Raw genomic sequence first — 18645 nt, forward strand, 5'->3', positions numbered from 1 at the left:
TTTGACCCATGTTCAAGTATATCGGCGACATCGTTAAGGGCACCGGCACCCAGCTGCGCAGCCTGGCAATGGTGTTCTCCCACGGGTTCCGCAAGCGCGACACCCTGCAGTACCCCGAAGAACCCGTGTACCTGCCGCCGCGCTACCGCGGCCGCATCGTTCTCACCCGCGACCCCGACGGCGAGGAGCGCTGCGTAGCGTGCAACCTCTGCGCGGTGGCCTGCCCGGTCGGCTGCATCTCGCTGCAGAAGGCCGAGACCGAGGACGGCCGCTGGTACCCGGAGTTCTTCCGCATCAACTTCTCGCGCTGCATCTTCTGCGGCCTGTGTGAAGAAGCGTGCCCGACCACCGCGATCCAGCTGACTCCGGATTTCGAAATGGCCGAGTTCAAGCGTCAGGACCTGGTGTACGAGAAAGAAGATCTGCTGATCTCCGGCCCCGGCAAGAACCCTGACTACAACTTCTACCGTGTTGCCGGCATGGCAATCGCTGGCAAGCCGAAGGGCTCTGCACAGAACGAAGCCGAGCCGATCAACGTGAAGAGCTTGCTCCCATAAGGACAGAAAGATGGAATTCGCTTTCTACTTCGCATCCGGGATCGCCGTGGTCTCCACCCTTCGGGTGGTGACCGGCACCAACCCCGTGCACGCCTTGCTTTACCTGATCATTTCGCTGATTTCCGTGGCCATGATCTTCTTCGCCCTGGGTGCGCCGTTCGCCGGCGCCCTGGAAGTGATCGCCTACGCCGGCGCCATCATGGTGCTGTTCGTGTTCGTGGTGATGATGCTCAACCTCGGGCCGGCTTCGGTCGCCCAGGAACGGGGCTGGCTCAAGCCCGGTATCTGGGCCGGGCCGGTGATCCTCGCCGCCCTGCTGCTGCTGGAGCTGCTGTACGTGCTGTTCGTCACCCCGAGCGGAGCCGGCATCAGCGGTACCACCGTGGGCCCGAAAGAAGTCGGCATCAGCCTGTTCGGCCCTTACCTGCTGGTGGTCGAACTGGCTTCGATGCTGCTGCTGGCCGCGGCCGTCACCGCCTTCCACCTGGGCCGCAACGAGGCGAAGGAGTAAATCATGGGTGCTATCCCTCTCGAGCATGGTCTGGCGGTCGCCGGCATCCTGTTCTGCTTAGGTCTGGTTGGCCTGATGGTCCGCCGCAACATCCTCTTCGTGCTCATGAGCCTGGAAGTCATGATGAACGCCTCTGCCCTGGCGTTCGTCGTCGCCGGTGCCCGTTGGGTCCAGCCCGACGGCCAGGTGATGTTCATTCTGGTGATCAGCCTGGCAGCCGCCGAGGCCAGTATTGGCCTGGCCATCCTGCTGCAGCTGTATCGCCGCTTCCACACTCTCGACATCGATGCTGCCAGTGAGATGCGCGGATGAACCTTCTCTTCCTGACTTTCGTCTTCCCCCTCGTCGGCTTCCTGCTGCTGTCGTTCTCGCGCGGGCGGTTCTCGGAGAACCTGTCCGCCCTGATCGGCGTCGGCTCGGTAGGCCTTTCGGCCGCCACCGCCGCCTACGTCATCTGGCAATTCAATGTCGCCCCGCCTGAAGGCGGCGCGTACAGCCAGCTGCTGTGGCAGTGGATGTCGGTGGACGGCTTCGCGCCGAACTTCACCCTGTACCTGGACGGCCTGTCGGTCACCATGCTCGGCGTTGTCACCGGTGTCGGCTTCCTGATCCACCTGTTCGCTTCCTGGTACATGCGTGGCGAAGCCGGTTACTCGCGCTTCTTCGCGTACACCAACCTGTTCATCGCCAGCATGCTGTTCCTGGTGCTGGGCGACAACCTGCTGTTCATCTACTTCGGCTGGGAAGGCGTGGGCCTGTGCTCGTACCTGTTGATCGGTTTCTACTACAGCAACCGCAACAACGGTAACGCGGCACTCAAGGCATTCATCGTCACCCGTATCGGCGACGTGTTCATGGCCATCGGCCTGTTCATCCTGTTCGTCCAGCTGGGTACCCTGAACGTGCAGGAACTGCTGGTGCTGGCACCGCAGAAGTTCCAGGCTGGCGACACCTGGATGGTGCTGGCAACCCTGATGCTGCTGGGTGGTGCGGTCGGTAAATCGGCCCAGCTGCCACTGCAGACCTGGCTGGCCGACGCGATGGCCGGCCCTACTCCGGTCTCCGCGCTGATCCACGCGGCAACCATGGTGACCGCGGGCGTGTACCTGATCGCCCGTACCAACGGCCTGTTCCTGCTGGCGCCGGACATCCTGCACCTGGTAGGGGTGGTCGGTGGCGTGACCCTGGTACTGGCCGGCTTCGCCGCGCTGGTGCAGACCGACATCAAGCGTATCCTCGCCTACTCGACCATGAGCCAGATCGGCTACATGTTCCTGGCCCTGGGCGTTGGCGCCTGGGACGCGGCGATCTTCCACCTGATGACCCACGCCTTCTTCAAGGCCCTGCTGTTCCTTGCCTCCGGTGCGGTGATCGTTGCCTGCCACCACGAGCAGGACATCTTCAAGATGGGCGGCCTGTGGAAGAAACTGCCGCTGGCCTACGCCAGCTTCGTGGTCGGTGGCGCTGCCCTGGCTGCCCTGCCGATCGTGACCGTGGGCTTCTACTCCAAGGACGAGATCCTCTGGGAAGCCTTCGCCAGCGGCAACACCGGCCTGCTGTACGCCGGCCTGGTCGGTGCGTTCATGACCTCGCTGTACACCTTCCGCCTGATCTTCATCGCCTTCCACGGCGAAGCCAAGACCGAAGCCCACGCTGGCCACGGCATCAGCCACTGGCTGCCGCTGGGCGTGCTGATCGTGCTGTCGACCTTCGTCGGCGCCTGGATCACCCCGCCGCTGGCAGGTGTGCTGCCTGAAAGCGCCGGCCACGCCGGTGGCGAAGCCAAGCACGCGCTGGAGATCACTTCGGGCGCCATCGCCATCGCCGGTATCCTGCTGTCGGCCCTGCTGTTCCTGGGCAAGCGCCGCTTCGTCAGCGCCGTCGCCAACAGCGGTATCGGTCGTGTCCTGTCGGCCTGGTGGTTCGCCGCCTGGGGCTTCGACTGGATCTACGACAAGCTGTTCGTCAAACCTTACCTGCTGATCAGCCACATCCTGCGCAAGGATCCGGTTGACCGCAGCATCGGCCTGATCCCTCGCCTGGCTCGCGGCGGCCACGTCGCCATGAGCAAGACCGAGACCGGCCAGCTGCGCTGGTACACCGCTTCGATCGCCGTTGGCGCAGTGCTGGTACTCGGCGCTGTGGTAGTGGCCGCGGTATGACCATGAACCTTGCGAACCTTGCGACCCTGCAAAAGGAAACGAACCCGTCATGATTTTGCCTTGGCTGATCCTGATCCCCTTCATCGGCGGCTTCCTGTGCTGGCTGGGTGAGCGCTTCGGCGCCACCCTGCCGCGCTGGATCGCGCTGCTGACCATGTCCCTTCTGCTCGGCATCGGCCTGTGGCTGTGGGGTAACGGCGACTACACCCTGGCCCCCGCTCCGGGCGCCGAGCCTGCCTGGGCCCTGGAATACAAAGTCCAGTGGATCCAGCGTTTCGGCATCAGCATCCACCTGGCCCTCGACGGCCTGTCGCTGCTGATGATCCTGCTCACCGGCCTGCTCGGTGTGCTGTCGGTACTGTGTTCCTGGAAAGAGATCCAGCGTCACGTCGGCTTCTTCCACCTCAACCTGATGTGGATCCTTGGCGGCGTGGTCGGTGTGTTCCTGGCCCTGGACCTGTTCCTGTTCTTCTTCTTCTGGGAAATGATGCTGGTGCCGATGTACTTCCTCATCGCGCTCTGGGGTCACAGCTCGTCGGACGGCAAGAAGACCCGGATCTACGCGGCGACCAAGTTCTTCATCTTCACCCAGGCCAGCGGCCTGATCATGCTGGTGGCGATCCTCGGCCTGGTGCTGGTCAACTACACCAACACCGGCGTGATCACCTTCAACTACAGCGACCTGCTCAAGGCCGAACTGCCAGCCGGTACCGAATACCTGCTGATGCTGGGCTTCTTCATCGCCTTCGCGGTGAAGCTGCCGGTGGTGCCGTTCCACTCCTGGCTGCCTGACGCTCACGCCCAGGCACCGACCGCAGGTTCCGTGGACCTGGCCGGTATCTTGCTGAAGACTGCGGCCTACGGCCTGCTGCGCTTCGCCCTGCCGCTGTTCCCGAACGCTTCGGCCGAGTTTGCGCCAATCGCCATGACCCTGGGCCTGATCGGTATCTTCTACGGTGCCTTCCTGGCCTTTGCGCAAACCGACATCAAGCGCCTGGTCGCCTTCTCCAGCGTCTCGCACATGGGCTTCGTGCTGATCGGTATCTATTCCGGCAGCCAGCAGGCCCTGCAAGGCGCGGTGATCCAGATGCTGGCCCACGGCCTGTCCGCTGCCGCGCTGTTCATCCTGGCCGGCCAGCTGTACGAGCGCCTGCATACCCGTGACATGCGCCAGATGGGTGGCCTGTGGCACCGCATCGCCTACCTGCCGGCCATCAGCCTGTTCTTCGCCGCCGCCTCCCTGGGCCTGCCCGGTACCGGCAACTTCGTCGGCGAGTTCCTGATCCTGATCGGCAGCTTCGCCAGCGTGCCTTGGATCACCGTGATCGCCACCACTGGCCTGGTGTTCGGTTCGGTGTACTCGCTGATCATGATCCACCGCGCCTACTTCGGCCCGGCCAAGACCGACACCGTGCTGGCCGGCATGGACGGACGCGAACTGATCATGGTCCTGGGTCTGGCGGTACTGCTGATCCTGCTGGGCGTGTATCCGCAGCCGTTCCTCGACACCTCTGCCGCCACCATGAGTGGTGTGCAGCAGTGGCTCGGTTCCGCTTTCACTCAACTCGCTTCGGCCCGGTAAGAGCGCTATGGAATTCACCACTCAACACTTCATCGCATTGGCGCCGATGCTGATCACCACCATCACCACGGTGGTGGTGATGCTGGCGATCGCCTGGAAGCGCAACCACTCGCAGACCTTCCTGCTGTCCACCGTGGGCCTCAACCTGGCCCTGCTGTCGATCCTGCCGGCGCTGAAGGTTGCGCCGCTGGCGGTTACCCCGCTGATCACCATCGACAAGTTCGCCTGCCTGTACATGGCGATCATCCTGGTGGCGACGCTGGCCTGCGTCACCCTTGCCCACGCCTACCTCGGCGAAGGCTCCAAGGGTTTCCCGGGCAACCGTGAAGAACTGTACCTGCTGCTGCTGATGTCGGCCCTCGGTGGCCTGGTGCTGGTCAGCGCCAACCACCTGGCCGGCCTGTTCATCGGCCTGGAGCTGCTGTCGGTACCGGTCTATGGCCTGGTGGCGTATGCCTTCTTCAACAAGCGCTCGCTGGAAGCCGGCATCAAGTACATGGTGCTGTCGGCCGCAGGCTCGGCCTTCCTGCTGTTCGGCATGGCCTTGCTGTACGCCGACGCCGGCAGCCTGAGCTTCGACCAGATCGGCAAGGCCCTGGCCGCCACCAGCATGCCAAGCCTGGTGGCCCAGCTGGGCCTGGGCATGATGCTGGTCGGCCTGGCCTTCAAACTGTCGCTGGTACCGTTCCACCTGTGGACCCCGGACGTGTACGAAGGCGCCCCGGCACCGGTCGCCGCCTTCCTGGCAACCGCCAGCAAGGTTGCGGTGTTCGCCGTTGTCGTGCGTCTGTTCATGCTCTCCCCTGCTGCCAGCAGCGGCGCGCTGAGCACCGTACTGGCGGTGATTGCCGTGGCCTCGATCCTGATCGGCAACCTGCTGGCACTGACCCAGAGCAACCTCAAGCGCCTGCTCGGTTACTCGTCCATCGCCCACTTCGGTTACCTGGTCATCGCCCTGGTCGCCAGCAAGGGCCTGGCCCTGGAAGCCATGGGCGTGTACCTGGTCACCTACGTGATCACCAGCCTGGGCGCCTTCGGTGTCATCACCCTGATGTCCTCGCCTTACGGCGGCCGTGACGCCGATGCACTGTACGAGTACCGCGGCCTGTTCTGGCGCCGTCCGTACCTGACTGCGGTACTGACCGTGATGATGCTGTCGCTGGCGGGTATCCCGCTGACCGCCGGCTTCATCGGCAAGTTCTACATCATTGCCACTGGCGTCGAGTCGCACCTGTGGTGGCTGGTCGGTGCCCTGGTGATCGGTAGCGCCATCGGCGTCTACTACTACCTGCGCGTCATGGTCACCCTGTACCTGGTCGAGCCGAACCTGCGTCGCCACGACGCCCCGCTGAAATGGGAACAGCGCACCGGCGGCGTCATGCTGCTGGCCATCGCCATTCTCGCCTTCGTGCTGGGTGTGTACCCGCAACCGCTGCTGGAAATGGTCCAGCAAGCCGGCCTGCAACTGATCGGCTGATCGCCCCGGCAAAACAAGACACCCCGCTTATGCGGGGTGTTTTTTTATCTGCACGCTTTTATCCGTGAGCATGAAGGCTTATTCACCAGGATTGTCCTGGACGGCCCCCGGCAGCGCTGCCTTGCGTAAATCACCGTTGGCCGAAGGCAGGTACACTTCCGGGTTGGGCATGCCGCTGGGCGAGAGCTCATGGGTCATCTCGAACTCGGCACGCACCGACCAGCCACAGGCCTCGTTGGTGCATTGCAAATAGGCGATCCGCAGGAAAATATGACGCCCTTCACTGGTGCGTATACGCATCCGGCTGTGGCAATGCGGGCAAACCAGCTTGTATGTACTCACGGCAAGTACCTGCAAGCATTGTTCGGGCTTACCTTCTGTGAGAATAGTCGTCCGGTTTTGTCAGTATTGGCTGCATATATAGGTGTATTCTTCAGTTTGATGCTTCTCATTGCAGGAATGCTCCTTAAAACGCAGGGCTGTATTCATAACGAGTAGTTTAAGCCCATGGAATATCATTAAACCAGTCATGGATATTAGTTATGAGTACCCACGTACTTGCTTCGGTGCTGACCAGGCTGAAGCTTCTGACCGCTACGGAATCTGACGCCGAGCTGTCCAGAGCGCTCTCGATCAGCCCGCAGACATTGAGCAGCTGGAAGGTGCGCGACAGCATTCCTTATTCACTTTGCATAGACATCGCCAGGCAGTATGCGTGCTCACTGGACTGGCTTCTGCTGGGTGAACCCGAGCGACATCGCGCAGGCCTGGACGACGAAGGCTGGGAACAGGACATGCTCGCGCGCCTGCGCACCCTGTCGCTTGCCGATCGCCAAGCCGTTCTCCTGCTGGTTCAGGACAAGCAACGCATCCAGCAGCTGGAGCGGCAATTGAGCGCGCTGACCAGTCGCTCGCCCAATGCCGGCAGCGGCTAGCCCCGGCGGCGCCAGCGCTGGATGAGTTCACGCGGATCCAGCGTATCCAGCCAGACCATCACCTTGAGGCTGATGGGGATCACCACCACGGCAGCCACGAACCCCGCCATGCCACGGCTCAGCAAGGGCACCAGTGACGAAACCAGCGGCTCGAACAGGTGGCCAACCCCCACGGTCACGAACACCAGCAAGAGTTTCTTGCCCAGCGTCAGGCGCCTGGCCTTGTTGGTGATCAACCGGTCGCGCGCCGCGCTCACCAGCAAAGCCCCCAGCAGCGCGGCGAACAGGACATTGCCATCCACGCCCAGCAACTCCACCAGCGCCGGGGCTAGGCTGTCGAAAACAGATTCTTCAGTCATGGGCAGCCCCTCGGTGTGCGGCGGGCAGGTAGGCGGTCGAGCCCAGGTTACGCATGACCGCGGCTTCGACAAAGCGGATGTAGCACACCTGCAATGCACGCCCGTGGTCATGCCCGGCCACATCCTCGAGGCGCTTGTAGCCCCGCTCTCGCAACACCGCGCGCCAGCGCGCGAATTCGCGTGCCGCGTCGATGGCAGCGCAGCGTGCGGCCACTTCCAGCACAGCCTCACTGACAGGCCGCTTCAGGTTCAGGCGCTCACGCAGCCTGTCCAGGTCTACCCGTGGCCAGAAGGGGTCATGGCAATCGGCATAACGCCGTAACCGAGGATCGTTGCCCATGCTTCACCCCCTCACTGCTCGGCCAGCATGCCGTAACGAATGGCCTTGATCACTGCAGCCACCCGTGTGGGCACATCGAATTTGCGCAGGATGTTCGACACATGGAAGTTCACCGTCGATTCTTTGCATTCCAGGATCTGGCCAATCTCCCACGAGCTCTTTCCGTAGGCACACCACAACAGCACTTGCCGTTCACGTGGCGTCAGGCGAACCGGGGCGTCCGCCAGGGGTTGCTGCGAATGTCGTGCGTTGTCAGTCATGTTTGAACTCCACGGGTGATTGAGCGAGGCATCGCTGCCGGTCTGCAATCACCTTACGAAGCGCGGGTCGCCCAGCTCCATCGCTGCGGCTTGTAAAGAACTTTCGTACAAAACCGTCTGACGAAGGTTGCGCGATATTTGTCGACTTTCCTCGTGCTCCAAGCGGCATTTCGCTCGTCTCAACGCCGTTGTCCATTCGCCTTTCGCCTGGAGTCGTACAATGCGTTGCGTTTTGCCCCCACCATCCTGCCTCGGCCTGCTGGCTGCTTTCGCTGCCTCCCAGCCCGCCCTGGCGGCACCTTCGGTCGAGTTGGGCCAGGTGCTGATCACCGATGAGGAGCAGAACGACCTGACCGCAGCCAGCGAACGCCTGCACGAAGTGCCGGGCGCAAGCAACCTGGTGGACATGCAGCGTGTAGGGCAAGGCCGGGTTGCCAGCAACCAGGATGTACTGGCCTACCAGCCCGGGGTGTTCGCGCAATCGGCGGGCAACGATGGCATCAAACTGTCGATCCGCGGTTCGGGCATCAACCGCGCACCGGGGGCCCACGGTTCCGGGGTGTACACGATGTTCGACGGCCTGCCCCTGACCGGCCCGGGCGGTACGCCCTACGAGCTGTTCGAGCCGCTGTGGCTGAGCCGTGCCGAAGTGCTGCGCGGCGCCAACGGCTTCGACCAGGGTTCCCTCGCCCTGGGCGGTGCGATCAACTACATCACCCACACCGGCTACGACGCCGCGCCGCTGCAGGTGCGCTACGAAGTCGGCAGCCGCGGCTACCAGCATCGGCACATCAGCTCGGGGCAGGTGCTGGGCAACCTCGACTACTACGTGGCCCTGACCGATTCGGAATATGACGGCTACCAGGCGCACAGCAGCGGCAGTGCCAAGGGTGTGGCGGCCAATGTCGGCTACCGCTTCAACCCGAACCTGGAAACCCGCTTCTACCTGCGCTACCGGGAAACCGAGAACGAGTTGGCCGGGCGCCTGACCAAGGAGCAGATCAAGCATCACCCACGCGCGGCCAACCCGGCCTACCTGGCCCGCGACGACAGCCGCCCGCAACCGGGCAGCACCTGGGTGGGCAACAAGACCACCTTCTACCTCGATGACGATGCGCGCCTGGAGGCCGGCCTGGTCTACCACGACTACCCGATGGACCTGCGCGAAGGCCCGATGCGCCTGAAGGTGGCCTATACCGATGTGAGCGGCACCTTGAACTACTTCCGCCGCGACACCCTGTTCGGCCACGAGAGCAAGACCACCGTCGGCTGGCGCACCACCAAGCACCTGCCCAACAGCGGTGCTTCACAGTTCACCCGCAATGGCGACGTGTTCGGTGAGCGCACCCGTGACTTCAGCTACCAGGGTTCGGACACCGTGCTGCATGTGGGCAATGACCTGGAGCTGGTACCGAACCTGTGGCTGACCACTGGCCTGGCGATGATCTATACCCGCCGTGAAAGTGATGTCACCTACCCCGCCGAGGGCGGCAAGGTGAGCATGCATGACTGGGACTACGCGCCACGCCTGGGGTTGCGCTATGACATCAGCCCGGACTTGCAGGTGTACGGCAACCTGAGCCGCTCGGTCGAACCACCCCATCCCTGGGCCCTGATCTGGAGTGCGCCCACAGCCAACCAACCGATCGAGATGCAAAACCAGACGGCCACCACACTGGAAATGGGTGCACGCGGCGAATCGGCATTGGGGCATTGGGACCTGGCGTGGTACTACTCGCAGGTTCGCCATGAATTGCTGGCGGTGGAGATCGTGCAAGGCGCTCCGGCCAAGGAATTCAACGCCAGCGCCACCGTGCATCAAGGCGTGGAAGCCGGCCTCGACAGTACCCTGTGGGAACGTGCCGGCACTGGCAAGCTGAGCTTGCGCCAGGCCTACACCTTCAGTGACTTCCACTACCGCGATGACGACAAGTTCGGCGATAACCGCCTGCCGGGCATCCCCATGCACTACTACCAGGCCGAGTTGCGCTATGACTGGCCGAGCGGTTTCTACGCCGGGGTGAACACGCAGATGGCGTCGAAGGTGCAGGTGGACTACGCCAACAGTTACCACGCCGATGAATATGCCTTGCTCGGCGCACGCCTGGGCTGGGATTCACCGAAGCAGGACTGGCAGACCTGGCTGGACCTGCGCAACCTGACCAACAAGCGCTATGCGGCGACGGTGACACCTGGCTACAACGATGCTGGAAAGGATGAGGCCCGTTCGACGCCGGGCGAAGGCTTTGCCGTGTATGCCGGTGTTTCCTACAGCTTCCGCTAATCCGCTGGGGCCGCTGTGCGGCCCATCGCCGGCAAGCCAGCTCCCACACCGACCGCATCGTTCTCAAGCCATGTGAATTTCCTGAAGAAGCAAATCTCCAAAGCCAACGCGGTCGGTGTGGGAGCTGGCTTGCCGGCGATGGGCTGCGCAGCAGGCCCTTTGAAAGCTGACACCGAATAAACAGGCCTCAAACCGCCCTGTTCAACTTCACCCAGGAAGCGAACTTGTCGATAAACGCCTGCAAGAACGGCCGGGTCTTGTCATTGAGCTTGCCCGAATCCTCGAACAGGCTAGCCGCGCCGCCAATGTAGGCCTCGGGCATCTGCATGCACGGCATGTCCAGAAACACCAGCGACTGGCGCACGGCATGGTTGGCGCCGAAGCCACCAATGGCCCCCGGCGACACACTGGCCACCGCCGCCGGCTTGCCACTCCAGGCGCTTTGCCCGTAGGGCCGCGAGCCTACATCGATGGCATTCTTCAGGCCGCCAGGCACCGAGCGGTTGTACTCTGGGGTAACGAACAACACCGCATCACTGCGGCGGATCTCGTCGCGAAAACGCTTCCACGCGTCCGGCGCGTCGGCCTCGATATCCTCGTTGTACAACGGCAGATCACCAATCTCCACGATCTTCAGGGCAAGGCTGGACGGCGCCAGCTCCGAGAGTGCGCGGGCGACCTTGCGGTTGTAGGAGTCCTTGCGCAAGCTACCGACGACCACCGCTACCGAATACACCTGGCTCATGGCAATTTCCAACCTCTGCTGGGTAAAGGGACGTTGTAGTTATAGATGACCGTTCCTCGGCGCCTTGGTTTTTTTTCCACGGGGCGAAAACTTCCGACGCTGTTACACGGTCTATGCCTGCAGACATTTCCCACGCAATTCAGAGGTTTCCACCCAAATGGCAGCAGTAATGGTCGGCCAATTCCACGCCCGTGACGCCGAAGGCCGCATCTACCCCGTGCACGAGTTCCAGGAGTCGACCCTGCAAACCGACGGCAGCACGCTGGGCGCGCCCATCACCACCTATCGCCTGGCCATCGGCGACAAGGTCAACCATCTGGGTGAAAACCGCTTCGAACTGGCGCGCAGCGGCGTCGAGATCATTCGCATTCCTTGATGCAGTCCACCGTGTAGCGGCCGCTTTCATTCTGCAGGCCGTGCACGTCGGCGACGAAACCTGGGAAGCCCTGGTTGAACGCCCGGGCGAAGGCCAGGTAATCGACTATCGAGCGGGTCGCCTCGGTAAACCGCTCCCCCGGCATGATCAATGGAATACCAGGCGGGTACGGCACCAGCATCACCGCTGCCACCCGCCCCAGCAGCGCCTCGATCGGCACCGCCTCCACCTCACCGCGCACCATCTGGTCATAGGCCCGGGCCGGGCTCACGGCTACCTCCGGCAAGCGCGTGAACAACCGTTTCAGTTGCTTGGCCGTGGCATTGGCGCGGTAGCAGCCATGCAACTGGTCGCACAGGTCGCGCAGGCCCATGCCCTGATAGCGCGAGGCATCGGCAGCCACCACGCTCGGCAGGCAGTTGCTCAGGGCGGTATTGCCGTCATAGTGGCGCTTGAATTCCAGCAACTCGGTGAGCAAGGTGCTCCACTTGCCCTTGGTGATGCCCATGGAGAACAGCACCAGAAAGCTGTACAGGCCGGTTTTCTCCACCACCAGCCCCCGCTCCCAGAGAAACTTGCTGACCACTGCCGCCGGGATGCCATGCTCGCCCAGTGCACCGCCCGCGCTCAGGCCCGGCATCACCAGGGTCACCTTCAGCGGGTCGAGCAGCACATAGTCGTCCGCCACTTCGCCAAAGCCGTGCCACTCCGCCCCCGGCTGCAGCAGCCAGTCCTGCGCGGCCAGGCGGTGGATGCCCTCGGCGCTCGGCGGCTGCCAGATGCTGAACCACCAGTCGTCGGCGGCGATGTGCTCGCGCAGGTTGGCCAGGGCACGGCGAAAGCTCAGCGCCTCGTCGAACATTTCTTGCAGCAGCGAACGCCCGGCCGGCCCTTCCATCATGGTCGAGGCCACGTCCAGCGAAGCGAGGATGCTGTACTGCGGCGAGGTCGAGATGTGCATCATGAACGCTTCGTTGAAGCGGTCACGGTCCAGCTGGCGCCTGGCCCCGTCCTGCACATGAATCATCGAGGCCTGGCTGAACGCGGCCAGCAGCTTGTGGGTGGAATGGGTGCTGATCAGCAGCGGGCTGTCTGCCGCGCAGGCCGTGCCCATGGCATAGCGCCCGGTAAAGAACTCGTGGAATGCCGCATAGGCGAACCAGGCCTCGTCAAAGTGCAGCACCTCGACACTGGCGCCCAGGGTCTGCTTGATCAGCCCGGCGTGGTAGCACAGGCCGTCGTAGGTGGAGTTGGTCACCACAGCCAGCTTGATGCGCTGCCCGCGATCGCGAGCAAGAGGGTTGGCCTGGATCTTCGCCTGGATCGCCTCGGGGCTGAACTCGCTGAGCGGGATCGGGCCGATGATCCCGAGTTCGTTGCGCTCGGGGCACAAATAGAGGGGAATGGCACCGGTCATGATGATCGCATGCACCACCGACTTGTGGCAGTTGCGGTCCACCAGCACCAGGTCGTCGCGGCCGACCATGGCGTGCCAGACGATCTTGTTGGCCGTGGAGGTGCCGTTGATGACGAAAAAGGTGTGGTCGGCGCCAAAGTTGCGCGCAGCCCTGGCTTCGGCTTCGGCCAAGGGGCCGGTGTGATCGAGCAGCGAGCCCAGCTCCGGCACGGAAACGGACAGGTCCGAGCGTAGGGTGTTTTCCCCGAAGAACTGGTGAAAGGCCTGGCCCACTGGGCTTTTGCGATAGGCCACGCCGCCGCCGTGGCCCGGGGTGTGCCAGGAATAATTGGACTGCGCGGTGTGCTGCACCAGGGCCTTGAAGAACGGCGGCAGCAGGCCGTCCAGGTAGATATGTGCGGCACGCGCCACCTGGCGCGCAAGAAACGGCACGGTGTCTTCGAACAGGTAGAGGATGCCCCGCAACTGGTTGAGCTCGCTCATGGCTTCGGCGGGGGCGTTTTCCAGGGTCACCTGTTCGCCCAAGGCGAAAATCGGCAGGTTGGGGGCGCGCAGGCGGGCCAGGCGGATCAGCTCGGCCATGTTCTGCAGCAGGTGGGTATTCTCGCCGACCCCCTCGGCGGCAATCAGCATGCAGGCCAGGCCATGGTGGGTGGCAGCGACCAGGCAGGCCTCGGCATGGTCGGCGGCGGCGAGGATGGCAAAGCCGTCCTGGCGCAGTTCCTCGGCGATGCCCCGCACACGCTCGCCAGCGACGCTGTCAACCTTGATGGCGCGGTGCACGATGAGGATGGGGAACTTGAGGTCCTTGTACATCAGGTGGCTACCTCCGAAGGACATGGCGTCCATTTCAGGGTAGTAGAACCTGTGTGGTCAGGGCCGGCATCGCCTTCAAGACATGCGCAGGATCTGTAGGAGCAGCCTTGTGCTGCGAAGAGGCCATTTCTGCTGAAGAAAAGCTGTTGCCCTACCCGCCCCCCCTCCACACCAAAATACCCCCCCAAATACATCACCGGCTTCGGAACTTGTGATGAACCTGTGGGAGCGGGTTCACCCGCGAAAGGGCCGGAGCAAGCGAAAGATCAGCCAGCAGGTGTCTCGGTCAGAGACTGCCACATGGATGGCCCACCCGCCGACTTGGCAATGGCTGCCAGGCGCTCGGCATGCGCCTCCAACTCCTCGGCACTGGCCATGATCACCCGCCCGGGCACACGCCCGGTAATACGGCGAATCTCGCTGCCACCAGCACCCGTCCCTTCATCCCCGGCTTCTGCCCCATGCGCGGCCAGCGACAGGCTGGTCTGGCCACCGGTCATTGCCAGGTAGACGTCAGCCAGCAATTCCGAGTCGAGCAATGCGCCGTGCAGCTCACGGCCCGAATTGTCGATATCGTAGCGTTTGCACAGCGCATCCAGGCTGTTGCGCTGCCCCGGGTGGCGCGCGCGCGCCAGCAGCAGGGTGTCGAGGATGGTGCAGTGCTGCGAAATGTCCGCGCGGTCCTGCTGGCCCAGCAAGGCAAATTCGTTGTTGATGAAGCCAACGTCGAACGCCGCGTTGTGGATGACCAGCGTGGCGCCCTGGATGAACTCGAAGAACTCCTCTGCGACATCGCCAAAGCGTGGCTTGCCGACCAGGAAGGCATCGGTGATGCCGTGGACGTTGATGGCGCCCTCGTCACTCTCGCGGTCTGGCTGCAGGTAGACGTGGAAGTGCCGCCCGGTCAGGCGCCGGCCGATGACCTCGACACAGCCGATCTCGATGATCCGGTGGCCTTCGCTGACCGGCATACCCGTGGTTTCGGTATCGAGAATGACGAACCGTTTATCTTGCTGCTGCTCCACGCGGGGCGCTCCAACTTGCATCAGTTACAAAGGCCGGAATTGTACCCCAGCTCAACGCTTGGCGCGCACCTCATCGACCCCACGGTTGGCCAGCTGGTCGGCGCGTTCGTTGCCGGGGTGGCCGATATGCCCGCGCACCCACTTCCAGGTCACCTTGTGGCGGTTGACCTGCTCATCCAGCTGCTGCCACAGGTCGGCGTTCTTCACCGGCTCCTTGGCCGCGGTTTTCCAGCCGCGCTTCTTCCAGTTGGTCATCCATTCGTTGATGCCCTTCATCACGTACTGCGAGTCGGTGGTCAGCACCACTTCGCATTCGCGCTTCAGCGCCATCAAGCCCTGGATCGCGGCCATCAGTTCCATGCGGTTGTTGGTGGTTTCGCGTTCGCCGCCCCACAGTTCCTTCTCGACGCCCTTGTAGATCATAAGGACGCCCCAGCCGCCAGGGCCAGGGTTGCCCTTGCAGGCACCATCGGTAAACATCTCGACGCTTTCGCTCATGTACCACTCATGTTCAGTGCTTTTCAGTATCCGGGTTGGCCGCCGTGCGGTTGACCTTGGCCAGTGGCAGCGGCAGCAGCTTGCCCATCGGTTCGCGACGCTCCTGGCGCAACGGCCGCAGGCCCACCACCATCTTGCGCGCTACCAGCAGGTACACCCCGCCACCGGAGCTCTGCCAGCCGCCGGCCACCCGTTCCCAGCCCGCCAGGCGTTGCTGCCAGGCCGGTGAGGCAAGCGGCGGACGATAGCACCCGAAGCGGCGTTTCTCCAGCGCGAAGCCCAGCAGGTTGAGCCAGTCGCCCACCCGTGACGGCGAGATGCAACGGGCCTTGCGCAGGGCGCCGTGGCTGAAGAAATGGCGCATGCCCCAGCTGCTCCAGGGGTTGATCCCGACGATCAGCAGGTGCCCGCCAGGGCGCACGGCGCTGGCCGCCTCACGCAGCAAGCCGTGGGGCGAAAGGCAGAAATCCAGGCCATGCTGCAGCACCACCACGTCGGCGGCGTGCTCGCTCAGCGGCCAGGCCTGCTCCTCGCAGACAATCTCCACCCCCGGCAGCGGCGCACCGAGGCGCACGTTGCGCTGCACCTGGGGCGCGCTGGGCGGTGGTTCGGCGCAGGGCCCGTAGTGCACAAGGTACCCCCCGAAGAAGCGCCCGAGCTCTTCTTCCAGCAGTTTTTCCTCCTCCCTGAGCATCAGTTGGCCGAGTGGGCCGTTGAACCACTCACGGGCCAGGCTGATCAGCTTGACCCAGTCCGGGTCGGCCTGGGCAAAGGCTTGGTCGGTCATTGCGCTCTCCCTCGAAGGTTCTCGCACCGCGCCATCGCGGATAAGATGCCTTCATGTGCCACGCTAGGCGAATCGGATCCGCACCATGATACAGATCGATGCTCTCCCCGCTTTCTCCGACAACTACATCTGGTTGTTACAGGATACTGCCAAACGCCGCTGCGCGGTGGTCGATCCGGGTGACGCCGGCCCAGTGGAACGCTGGCTGTCGGCCAACACCGGCTGGGTGCTGAGTGACATCCTGGTCACCCACCACCACAACGACCACGTCGGCGGCGTGGAAAGGCTCAAGCAGCTGACCGGCGCCCGGGTCTGCGGCCCGGCCCAGGAACGCATCCCCTGCCGTGACCTGGCGCTGGACGAAGGTGACCAGGTGACCGTGCTGGGCGTGACCTTCCAGGTGCTGGCCGTGCCCGGCCATACGCTGGGGCATATCGCCTTGTTCAGCGACCAGCCGGCGACGCCGGTGCTGTTCAGTGGCGACACGCTGTTCGCCGCCGGTTGCGGGCGCATGTTCGAAGGCACTCCCGAACAGATGCAGCCAGCCCTCGCCCGCCTGGCAGCCCTGCCAGAGCAGACCGAGGTGTACTGCGCCCACGAATACACCCTGAGCAACCTGCGTTTCGCCAAGGCGGTGGAACCCGAGAACCCGCACGTTCAGCAGCGGTTCGAGGACGTTACCCGTTTGCGTGCCGAAAATCGCATCACATTGCCATCAACGATCGGTCTGGAGCGCCTGACCAACCCCTTTCTGCGCACCTCTGAAACATTAGTTAAACAAAAAGCAGACGAATGGAAGGGACATTCAAACCCCTCGCATGTCGCTGTTTTTGCTGCCTTGAGGTCTTGGAAGGACACCTTCTGATAACCTCAAGATATATCGCAAGCGATGGTCAAAGGTTGACCAGGCCCGGAGCGGTTCCTAGAATCGCCGAAATTTTTCGCCCGGAAACCTGTGTCAGCCGATGTCTTCACGTAGCCGCAGAACCTCTCATTCCGTCGCCCTGACGCGCCTGGCCCAAATCAGTGCGCTGGCCCTGGCCGCCACCTTGGTGGGCTGCCAGAGCACCCGTCAGCTCGACGAATCCGATAGCGTTCGCGCGCACAACTACCAGGCGCGGATCAAGCACAAGCCTTCACCGCTGCTGGTAAAGCCGGCCGAACAGGCACCACAGGACGTGTGGGAACGCATGCGCCAGGGCTTCGCCCTGCAGGACAACATCGACGTCAACCCGCGCATCGAGCAGCAGCGCCTGTGGTTCGCCAGCAATCCAAGCTTCATCGAAAGCGCCGGTGAGCGTGGCAGCCTCTACCTGCACTACATCGTCGAGCGCCTCGAAGAACGCGACATGCCGCTGGAGCTGGCCCTGCTGCCAGCCATCGAAAGCGCCTACAACCCGATGGCCTACTCGCGCGCCCATGCCGCGGGCATGTGGCAGTTCATTCCGTCCACCGGTCGTCACTTCAACCTGCGCCAGACCAACTTCTACGATGGCCGTCGCGACGTGACCGCCTCGACCAACGCCGCACTGGACTACCTCAGCCGCCTGCACGACATGTTCAACGGCGACTGGTTGCTGGCCCTGGCTGCCTACAACGCCGGCGAAGGCACGGTCAGCCGAGCCATCGAGCGCAACGAGCGGCTCGGCCTGCCCACCGACTACTGGAACCTGCCGCTGCCGCAGGAAACCCGCGACTACGTGCCCAAGCTGCTGGCCCTGTCGCAGGTGGTACTCACGCCGCAAGCCTATGGCGTGAACCTGAACCCGATCGCCAACGAACCCTACTTTGAGGCGGTGGCCATCAACGACCGCCTGGACCTGTCGCGGGTAGCGGCCTTCGCCAACATCGACGAAGACGAGCTGATCCAGCTCAACCCGGCATTCAAGAAGCGCATGACCGTGGACGGCCCGCAGCAGCTGCTGGTACCCACTGCCAAGGCGCAGCTGCTGAGCGACAGCCTGTCCAACCTCAAACCCGAGCAGCTGGTCAGCCTGCAGCCGAACAAGGCCGTGTTCGCCCGCGCCGTGGCCGAAGCCAAGGCCCCAGTGGCAGCGCGCAGCTACCGGGTCAAGCGCGGCGACAACCTGGGCGCCATCGCCAAGGCCAACCGCGTTTCGGTCAAGGACATCAAGCGCTGGAACCGCCTCTCCGGCAACAACGTGCGCGCTGGCCAGGTCCTGGCCCTGCGCGGCGGCAGCGCGCCGAGCGCTGCTGGCAATCGGGTAGCCGCCTCCGGGCAGCGCTCCACGCAGTACAAGGTACGCAAAGGCGATTCGCTGTACCTGGTGGCCAAGCGCTTCAACGTGGAAATGAAACACCTCAAGCGCTGGAACCCGCGCAGCGGCCATGCCCTGAAGCCAGGCCAGACCCTGACCGTCTACCTCTCGCATTGATGTAGTTACAGGGGCTGCTTTGCAGCCCATTCGCGGGCACGTCCGCTCCCACAGGTTTTTCACCGCCATCAAGGCCGGTGTTGTACCTGTGGGAGCGGGCGTGCCCGCGAATGGGCCT

Annotated in this window: 20 protein-coding genes; 11 read left to right on the plus strand and 9 right to left on the minus strand. The window is 63.4% G+C overall.

Annotation, left to right across the window (positions count from 1 at the left end; translation table 11 throughout):
* The first annotated feature begins 8 nt into the window (after positions 1 to 8).
* Genes nuoI through nuoN form a run of 6 tightly spaced genes read left to right on the plus strand, consistent with a single transcriptional unit; the run spans position 9 to position 6289 of the window.
* On the plus strand, positions 9 to 557 hold the full coding sequence (gene nuoI, locus ACLCGK_RS18180) for an NADH-quinone oxidoreductase subunit NuoI (protein WP_003251442.1): 549 nt from the start codon (positions 9 to 11) through the stop codon (positions 555 to 557).
* A gap of 10 nt (positions 558 to 567) precedes the next feature.
* The gene (gene nuoJ, locus ACLCGK_RS18185; RefSeq protein WP_003261007.1) at positions 568 to 1068 is read left to right on the plus strand and encodes an NADH-quinone oxidoreductase subunit J; all 501 of its coding nucleotides are present in this window, start codon (positions 568 to 570) and stop codon (positions 1066 to 1068) included.
* Between the two features lie 3 nt (positions 1069 to 1071).
* The gene (gene nuoK, locus ACLCGK_RS18190; protein ID WP_003251446.1) at positions 1072 to 1380 is read left to right on the plus strand and encodes an NADH-quinone oxidoreductase subunit NuoK; all 309 of its coding nucleotides are present in this window, start codon (positions 1072 to 1074) and stop codon (positions 1378 to 1380) included.
* Positions 1377 to 3230 carry an NADH-quinone oxidoreductase subunit L gene (gene nuoL, locus ACLCGK_RS18195; RefSeq protein ID WP_013973388.1) on the plus strand — a complete coding sequence of 618 codons (1854 nt, stop codon included), beginning with the start codon at positions 1377 to 1379 and terminating at the stop codon, positions 3228 to 3230. Before nuoK ends, nuoL begins: the two co-directional genes overlap by 4 nt.
* Positions 3231 to 3279: 49 nt before the next feature.
* Positions 3280 to 4812 carry an NADH-quinone oxidoreductase subunit M gene (nuoM, locus tag ACLCGK_RS18200; protein ID WP_015271056.1) on the plus strand — a complete coding sequence of 511 codons (1533 nt, stop codon included), beginning with the start codon at positions 3280 to 3282 and terminating at the stop codon, positions 4810 to 4812.
* A 7-nt stretch (positions 4813 to 4819) separates the two neighbouring features.
* Positions 4820 to 6289 (plus strand): NADH-quinone oxidoreductase subunit NuoN, encoded by a 1470-nt coding sequence (gene nuoN / locus ACLCGK_RS18205; RefSeq protein WP_013973390.1) that lies wholly within the window; start codon positions 4820 to 4822, stop codon positions 6287 to 6289.
* A 78-nt stretch (positions 6290 to 6367) separates the two neighbouring features.
* Here the strand turns inward: nuoN and ACLCGK_RS18210 are convergent, their stop codons facing one another.
* Positions 6368 to 6631 carry an ogr/Delta-like zinc finger family protein gene (locus ACLCGK_RS18210; RefSeq protein ID WP_023662582.1) on the minus strand — a complete coding sequence of 88 codons (264 nt, stop codon included), beginning with the start codon at positions 6629 to 6631 and terminating at the stop codon, positions 6368 to 6370.
* 200 nt (positions 6632 to 6831) lie between these two features.
* On the opposite strand from ACLCGK_RS18210, the gene ACLCGK_RS18215 reads away from it, so the two are divergent.
* Complete coding sequence (locus ACLCGK_RS18215) at positions 6832 to 7224, plus strand: helix-turn-helix domain-containing protein (protein ID WP_367244543.1); 393 nt, start codon at positions 6832 to 6834, stop codon at positions 7222 to 7224.
* On the opposite strand, the gene ACLCGK_RS18220 is transcribed toward ACLCGK_RS18215, so the two are convergent.
* From ACLCGK_RS18220 to ACLCGK_RS18230, 3 genes are read right to left on the minus strand one after another with little or no spacing between them, the layout of a single operon-like run.
* Positions 7221 to 7583, minus strand: a complete 363-nt coding sequence (locus ACLCGK_RS18220) for a hypothetical protein (protein WP_410952600.1) — start codon at positions 7581 to 7583, stop codon at positions 7221 to 7223. The two genes, ACLCGK_RS18215 and ACLCGK_RS18220, sit on opposite strands and share 4 nt — an antisense overlap.
* Positions 7576 to 7923 carry a head completion/stabilization protein gene (locus tag ACLCGK_RS18225; RefSeq protein ID WP_023662584.1) on the minus strand — a complete coding sequence of 116 codons (348 nt, stop codon included), beginning with the start codon at positions 7921 to 7923 and terminating at the stop codon, positions 7576 to 7578. The genes ACLCGK_RS18220 and ACLCGK_RS18225 overlap by 8 nt, the downstream gene beginning before the upstream one ends.
* 11 nt (positions 7924 to 7934) lie before the next feature.
* A complete protein-coding gene (locus tag ACLCGK_RS18230; protein ID WP_003261017.1) occupies positions 7935 to 8183 on the minus strand; it encodes a helix-turn-helix domain-containing protein in 249 nt (82 codons plus the stop codon).
* Positions 8184 to 8403: 220 nt separating this feature from the next.
* On the opposite strand from ACLCGK_RS18230, the gene ACLCGK_RS18235 reads away from it, so the two are divergent.
* Positions 8404 to 10467, plus strand: coding sequence for a TonB-dependent receptor family protein (locus tag ACLCGK_RS18235; protein ID WP_410952601.1), 2064 nt, complete (start codon positions 8404 to 8406; stop codon positions 10465 to 10467).
* A gap of 187 nt (positions 10468 to 10654) precedes the next feature.
* On the opposite strand, the gene chrR is transcribed toward ACLCGK_RS18235, so the two are convergent.
* Entirely contained in the window at positions 10655 to 11212 is a 558-nt protein-coding gene (gene chrR, locus ACLCGK_RS18240) for a class I chromate reductase ChrR (RefSeq protein WP_015271060.1), read from the minus strand.
* A gap of 157 nt (positions 11213 to 11369) precedes the next feature.
* Between chrR and ACLCGK_RS18245 the strand changes: the two genes are divergently transcribed.
* Positions 11370 to 11588, plus strand: a complete 219-nt coding sequence (locus ACLCGK_RS18245; RefSeq protein ID WP_003261019.1) for a hypothetical protein — start codon at positions 11370 to 11372, stop codon at positions 11586 to 11588.
* On the opposite strand, the gene ACLCGK_RS18250 is transcribed toward ACLCGK_RS18245, so the two are convergent.
* The 4 genes from ACLCGK_RS18250 to ACLCGK_RS18265 all read right to left on the minus strand — a co-directional run bounded on the left by ACLCGK_RS18250 (position 11572) and on the right by ACLCGK_RS18265 (position 16131).
* Positions 11572 to 13821, minus strand: coding sequence for an Orn/Lys/Arg decarboxylase N-terminal domain-containing protein (locus tag ACLCGK_RS18250; RefSeq protein WP_410952609.1), 2250 nt, complete (start codon positions 13819 to 13821; stop codon positions 11572 to 11574). The two genes, ACLCGK_RS18245 and ACLCGK_RS18250, sit on opposite strands and share 17 nt — an antisense overlap.
* A 266-nt stretch (positions 13822 to 14087) precedes the next feature.
* Complete coding sequence (gene dnaQ / locus ACLCGK_RS18255; RefSeq protein ID WP_410952602.1) at positions 14088 to 14846, minus strand: DNA polymerase III subunit epsilon; 759 nt, start codon at positions 14844 to 14846, stop codon at positions 14088 to 14090.
* 51 nt (positions 14847 to 14897) lie between these two features.
* Positions 14898 to 15344, minus strand: a complete 447-nt coding sequence (gene rnhA, locus ACLCGK_RS18260; RefSeq protein WP_003261021.1) for a ribonuclease HI — start codon at positions 15342 to 15344, stop codon at positions 14898 to 14900.
* Between the two features lie 13 nt (positions 15345 to 15357).
* Positions 15358 to 16131, minus strand: coding sequence for a class I SAM-dependent methyltransferase (locus tag ACLCGK_RS18265; RefSeq protein WP_013973399.1), 774 nt, complete (start codon positions 16129 to 16131; stop codon positions 15358 to 15360).
* Positions 16132 to 16216: 85 nt separating this feature from the next.
* Here ACLCGK_RS18265 and gloB point away from each other — a divergent pair, with 85 nt between their 5' ends.
* Both gloB and ACLCGK_RS18275 read left to right on the plus strand, forming a co-directional pair.
* Complete coding sequence (gene gloB, locus ACLCGK_RS18270; protein WP_410952603.1) at positions 16217 to 16996, plus strand: hydroxyacylglutathione hydrolase; 780 nt, start codon at positions 16217 to 16219, stop codon at positions 16994 to 16996.
* 100 nt (positions 16997 to 17096) lie between these two features.
* Complete coding sequence (locus tag ACLCGK_RS18275) at positions 17097 to 18527, plus strand: lytic transglycosylase domain-containing protein (protein ID WP_013973401.1); 1431 nt, start codon at positions 17097 to 17099, stop codon at positions 18525 to 18527.
* The last annotated feature ends 118 nt before the right edge of the window (positions 18528 to 18645 follow it).

The sequence above is a fragment of the Pseudomonas sp. S1(2024) genome (assembly GCF_046557535.1).

Bases quoted from the DNA above. Each gene is read 5' to 3' on its own strand.
- nuoI (WP_003251442.1), top strand. From the start codon at position 9: ATGTTCAAGTATATCGGCGACATCGTTAAGGGCACCGGCACCCAGCTG.
- nuoJ (WP_003261007.1), top strand. From the start codon at position 568: ATGGAATTCGCTTTCTACTTCGCATCCGGGATCGCCGTGGTCTCCACC.
- nuoK (WP_003251446.1), top strand. From the start codon at position 1,072: ATGGGTGCTATCCCTCTCGAGCATGGTCTGGCGGTCGCCGGCATCCTG.
- nuoL (WP_013973388.1), top strand. From the start codon at position 1,377: ATGAACCTTCTCTTCCTGACTTTCGTCTTCCCCCTCGTCGGCTTCCTG.
- nuoM (WP_015271056.1), top strand. From the start codon at position 3,280: ATGATTTTGCCTTGGCTGATCCTGATCCCCTTCATCGGCGGCTTCCTG.
- nuoN (WP_013973390.1), top strand. From the start codon at position 4,820: ATGGAATTCACCACTCAACACTTCATCGCATTGGCGCCGATGCTGATC.
- ACLCGK_RS18215 (WP_367244543.1), top strand. From the start codon at position 6,832: ATGAGTACCCACGTACTTGCTTCGGTGCTGACCAGGCTGAAGCTTCTG.
- ACLCGK_RS18220 (WP_410952600.1), bottom strand. From the start codon at position 7,583: ATGACTGAAGAATCTGTTTTCGACAGCCTAGCCCCGGCGCTGGTGGAG.
- ACLCGK_RS18225 (WP_023662584.1), bottom strand. From the start codon at position 7,923: ATGGGCAACGATCCTCGGTTACGGCGTTATGCCGATTGCCATGACCCC.
- ACLCGK_RS18230 (WP_003261017.1), bottom strand. From the start codon at position 8,183: ATGACTGACAACGCACGACATTCGCAGCAACCCCTGGCGGACGCCCCG.
- ACLCGK_RS18235 (WP_410952601.1), top strand. From the start codon at position 8,404: ATGCGTTGCGTTTTGCCCCCACCATCCTGCCTCGGCCTGCTGGCTGCT.
- chrR (WP_015271060.1), bottom strand. From the start codon at position 11,212: ATGAGCCAGGTGTATTCGGTAGCGGTGGTCGTCGGTAGCTTGCGCAAG.
- ACLCGK_RS18245 (WP_003261019.1), top strand. From the start codon at position 11,370: ATGGCAGCAGTAATGGTCGGCCAATTCCACGCCCGTGACGCCGAAGGC.
- ACLCGK_RS18250 (WP_410952609.1), bottom strand. From the start codon at position 13,821: ATGTACAAGGACCTCAAGTTCCCCATCCTCATCGTGCACCGCGCCATC.
- rnhA (WP_003261021.1), bottom strand. From the start codon at position 15,344: ATGAGCGAAAGCGTCGAGATGTTTACCGATGGTGCCTGCAAGGGCAAC.
- ACLCGK_RS18265 (WP_013973399.1), bottom strand. From the start codon at position 16,131: ATGACCGACCAAGCCTTTGCCCAGGCCGACCCGGACTGGGTCAAGCTG.
- gloB (WP_410952603.1), top strand. From the start codon at position 16,217: ATGATACAGATCGATGCTCTCCCCGCTTTCTCCGACAACTACATCTGG.
- ACLCGK_RS18275 (WP_013973401.1), top strand. From the start codon at position 17,097: ATGTCTTCACGTAGCCGCAGAACCTCTCATTCCGTCGCCCTGACGCGC.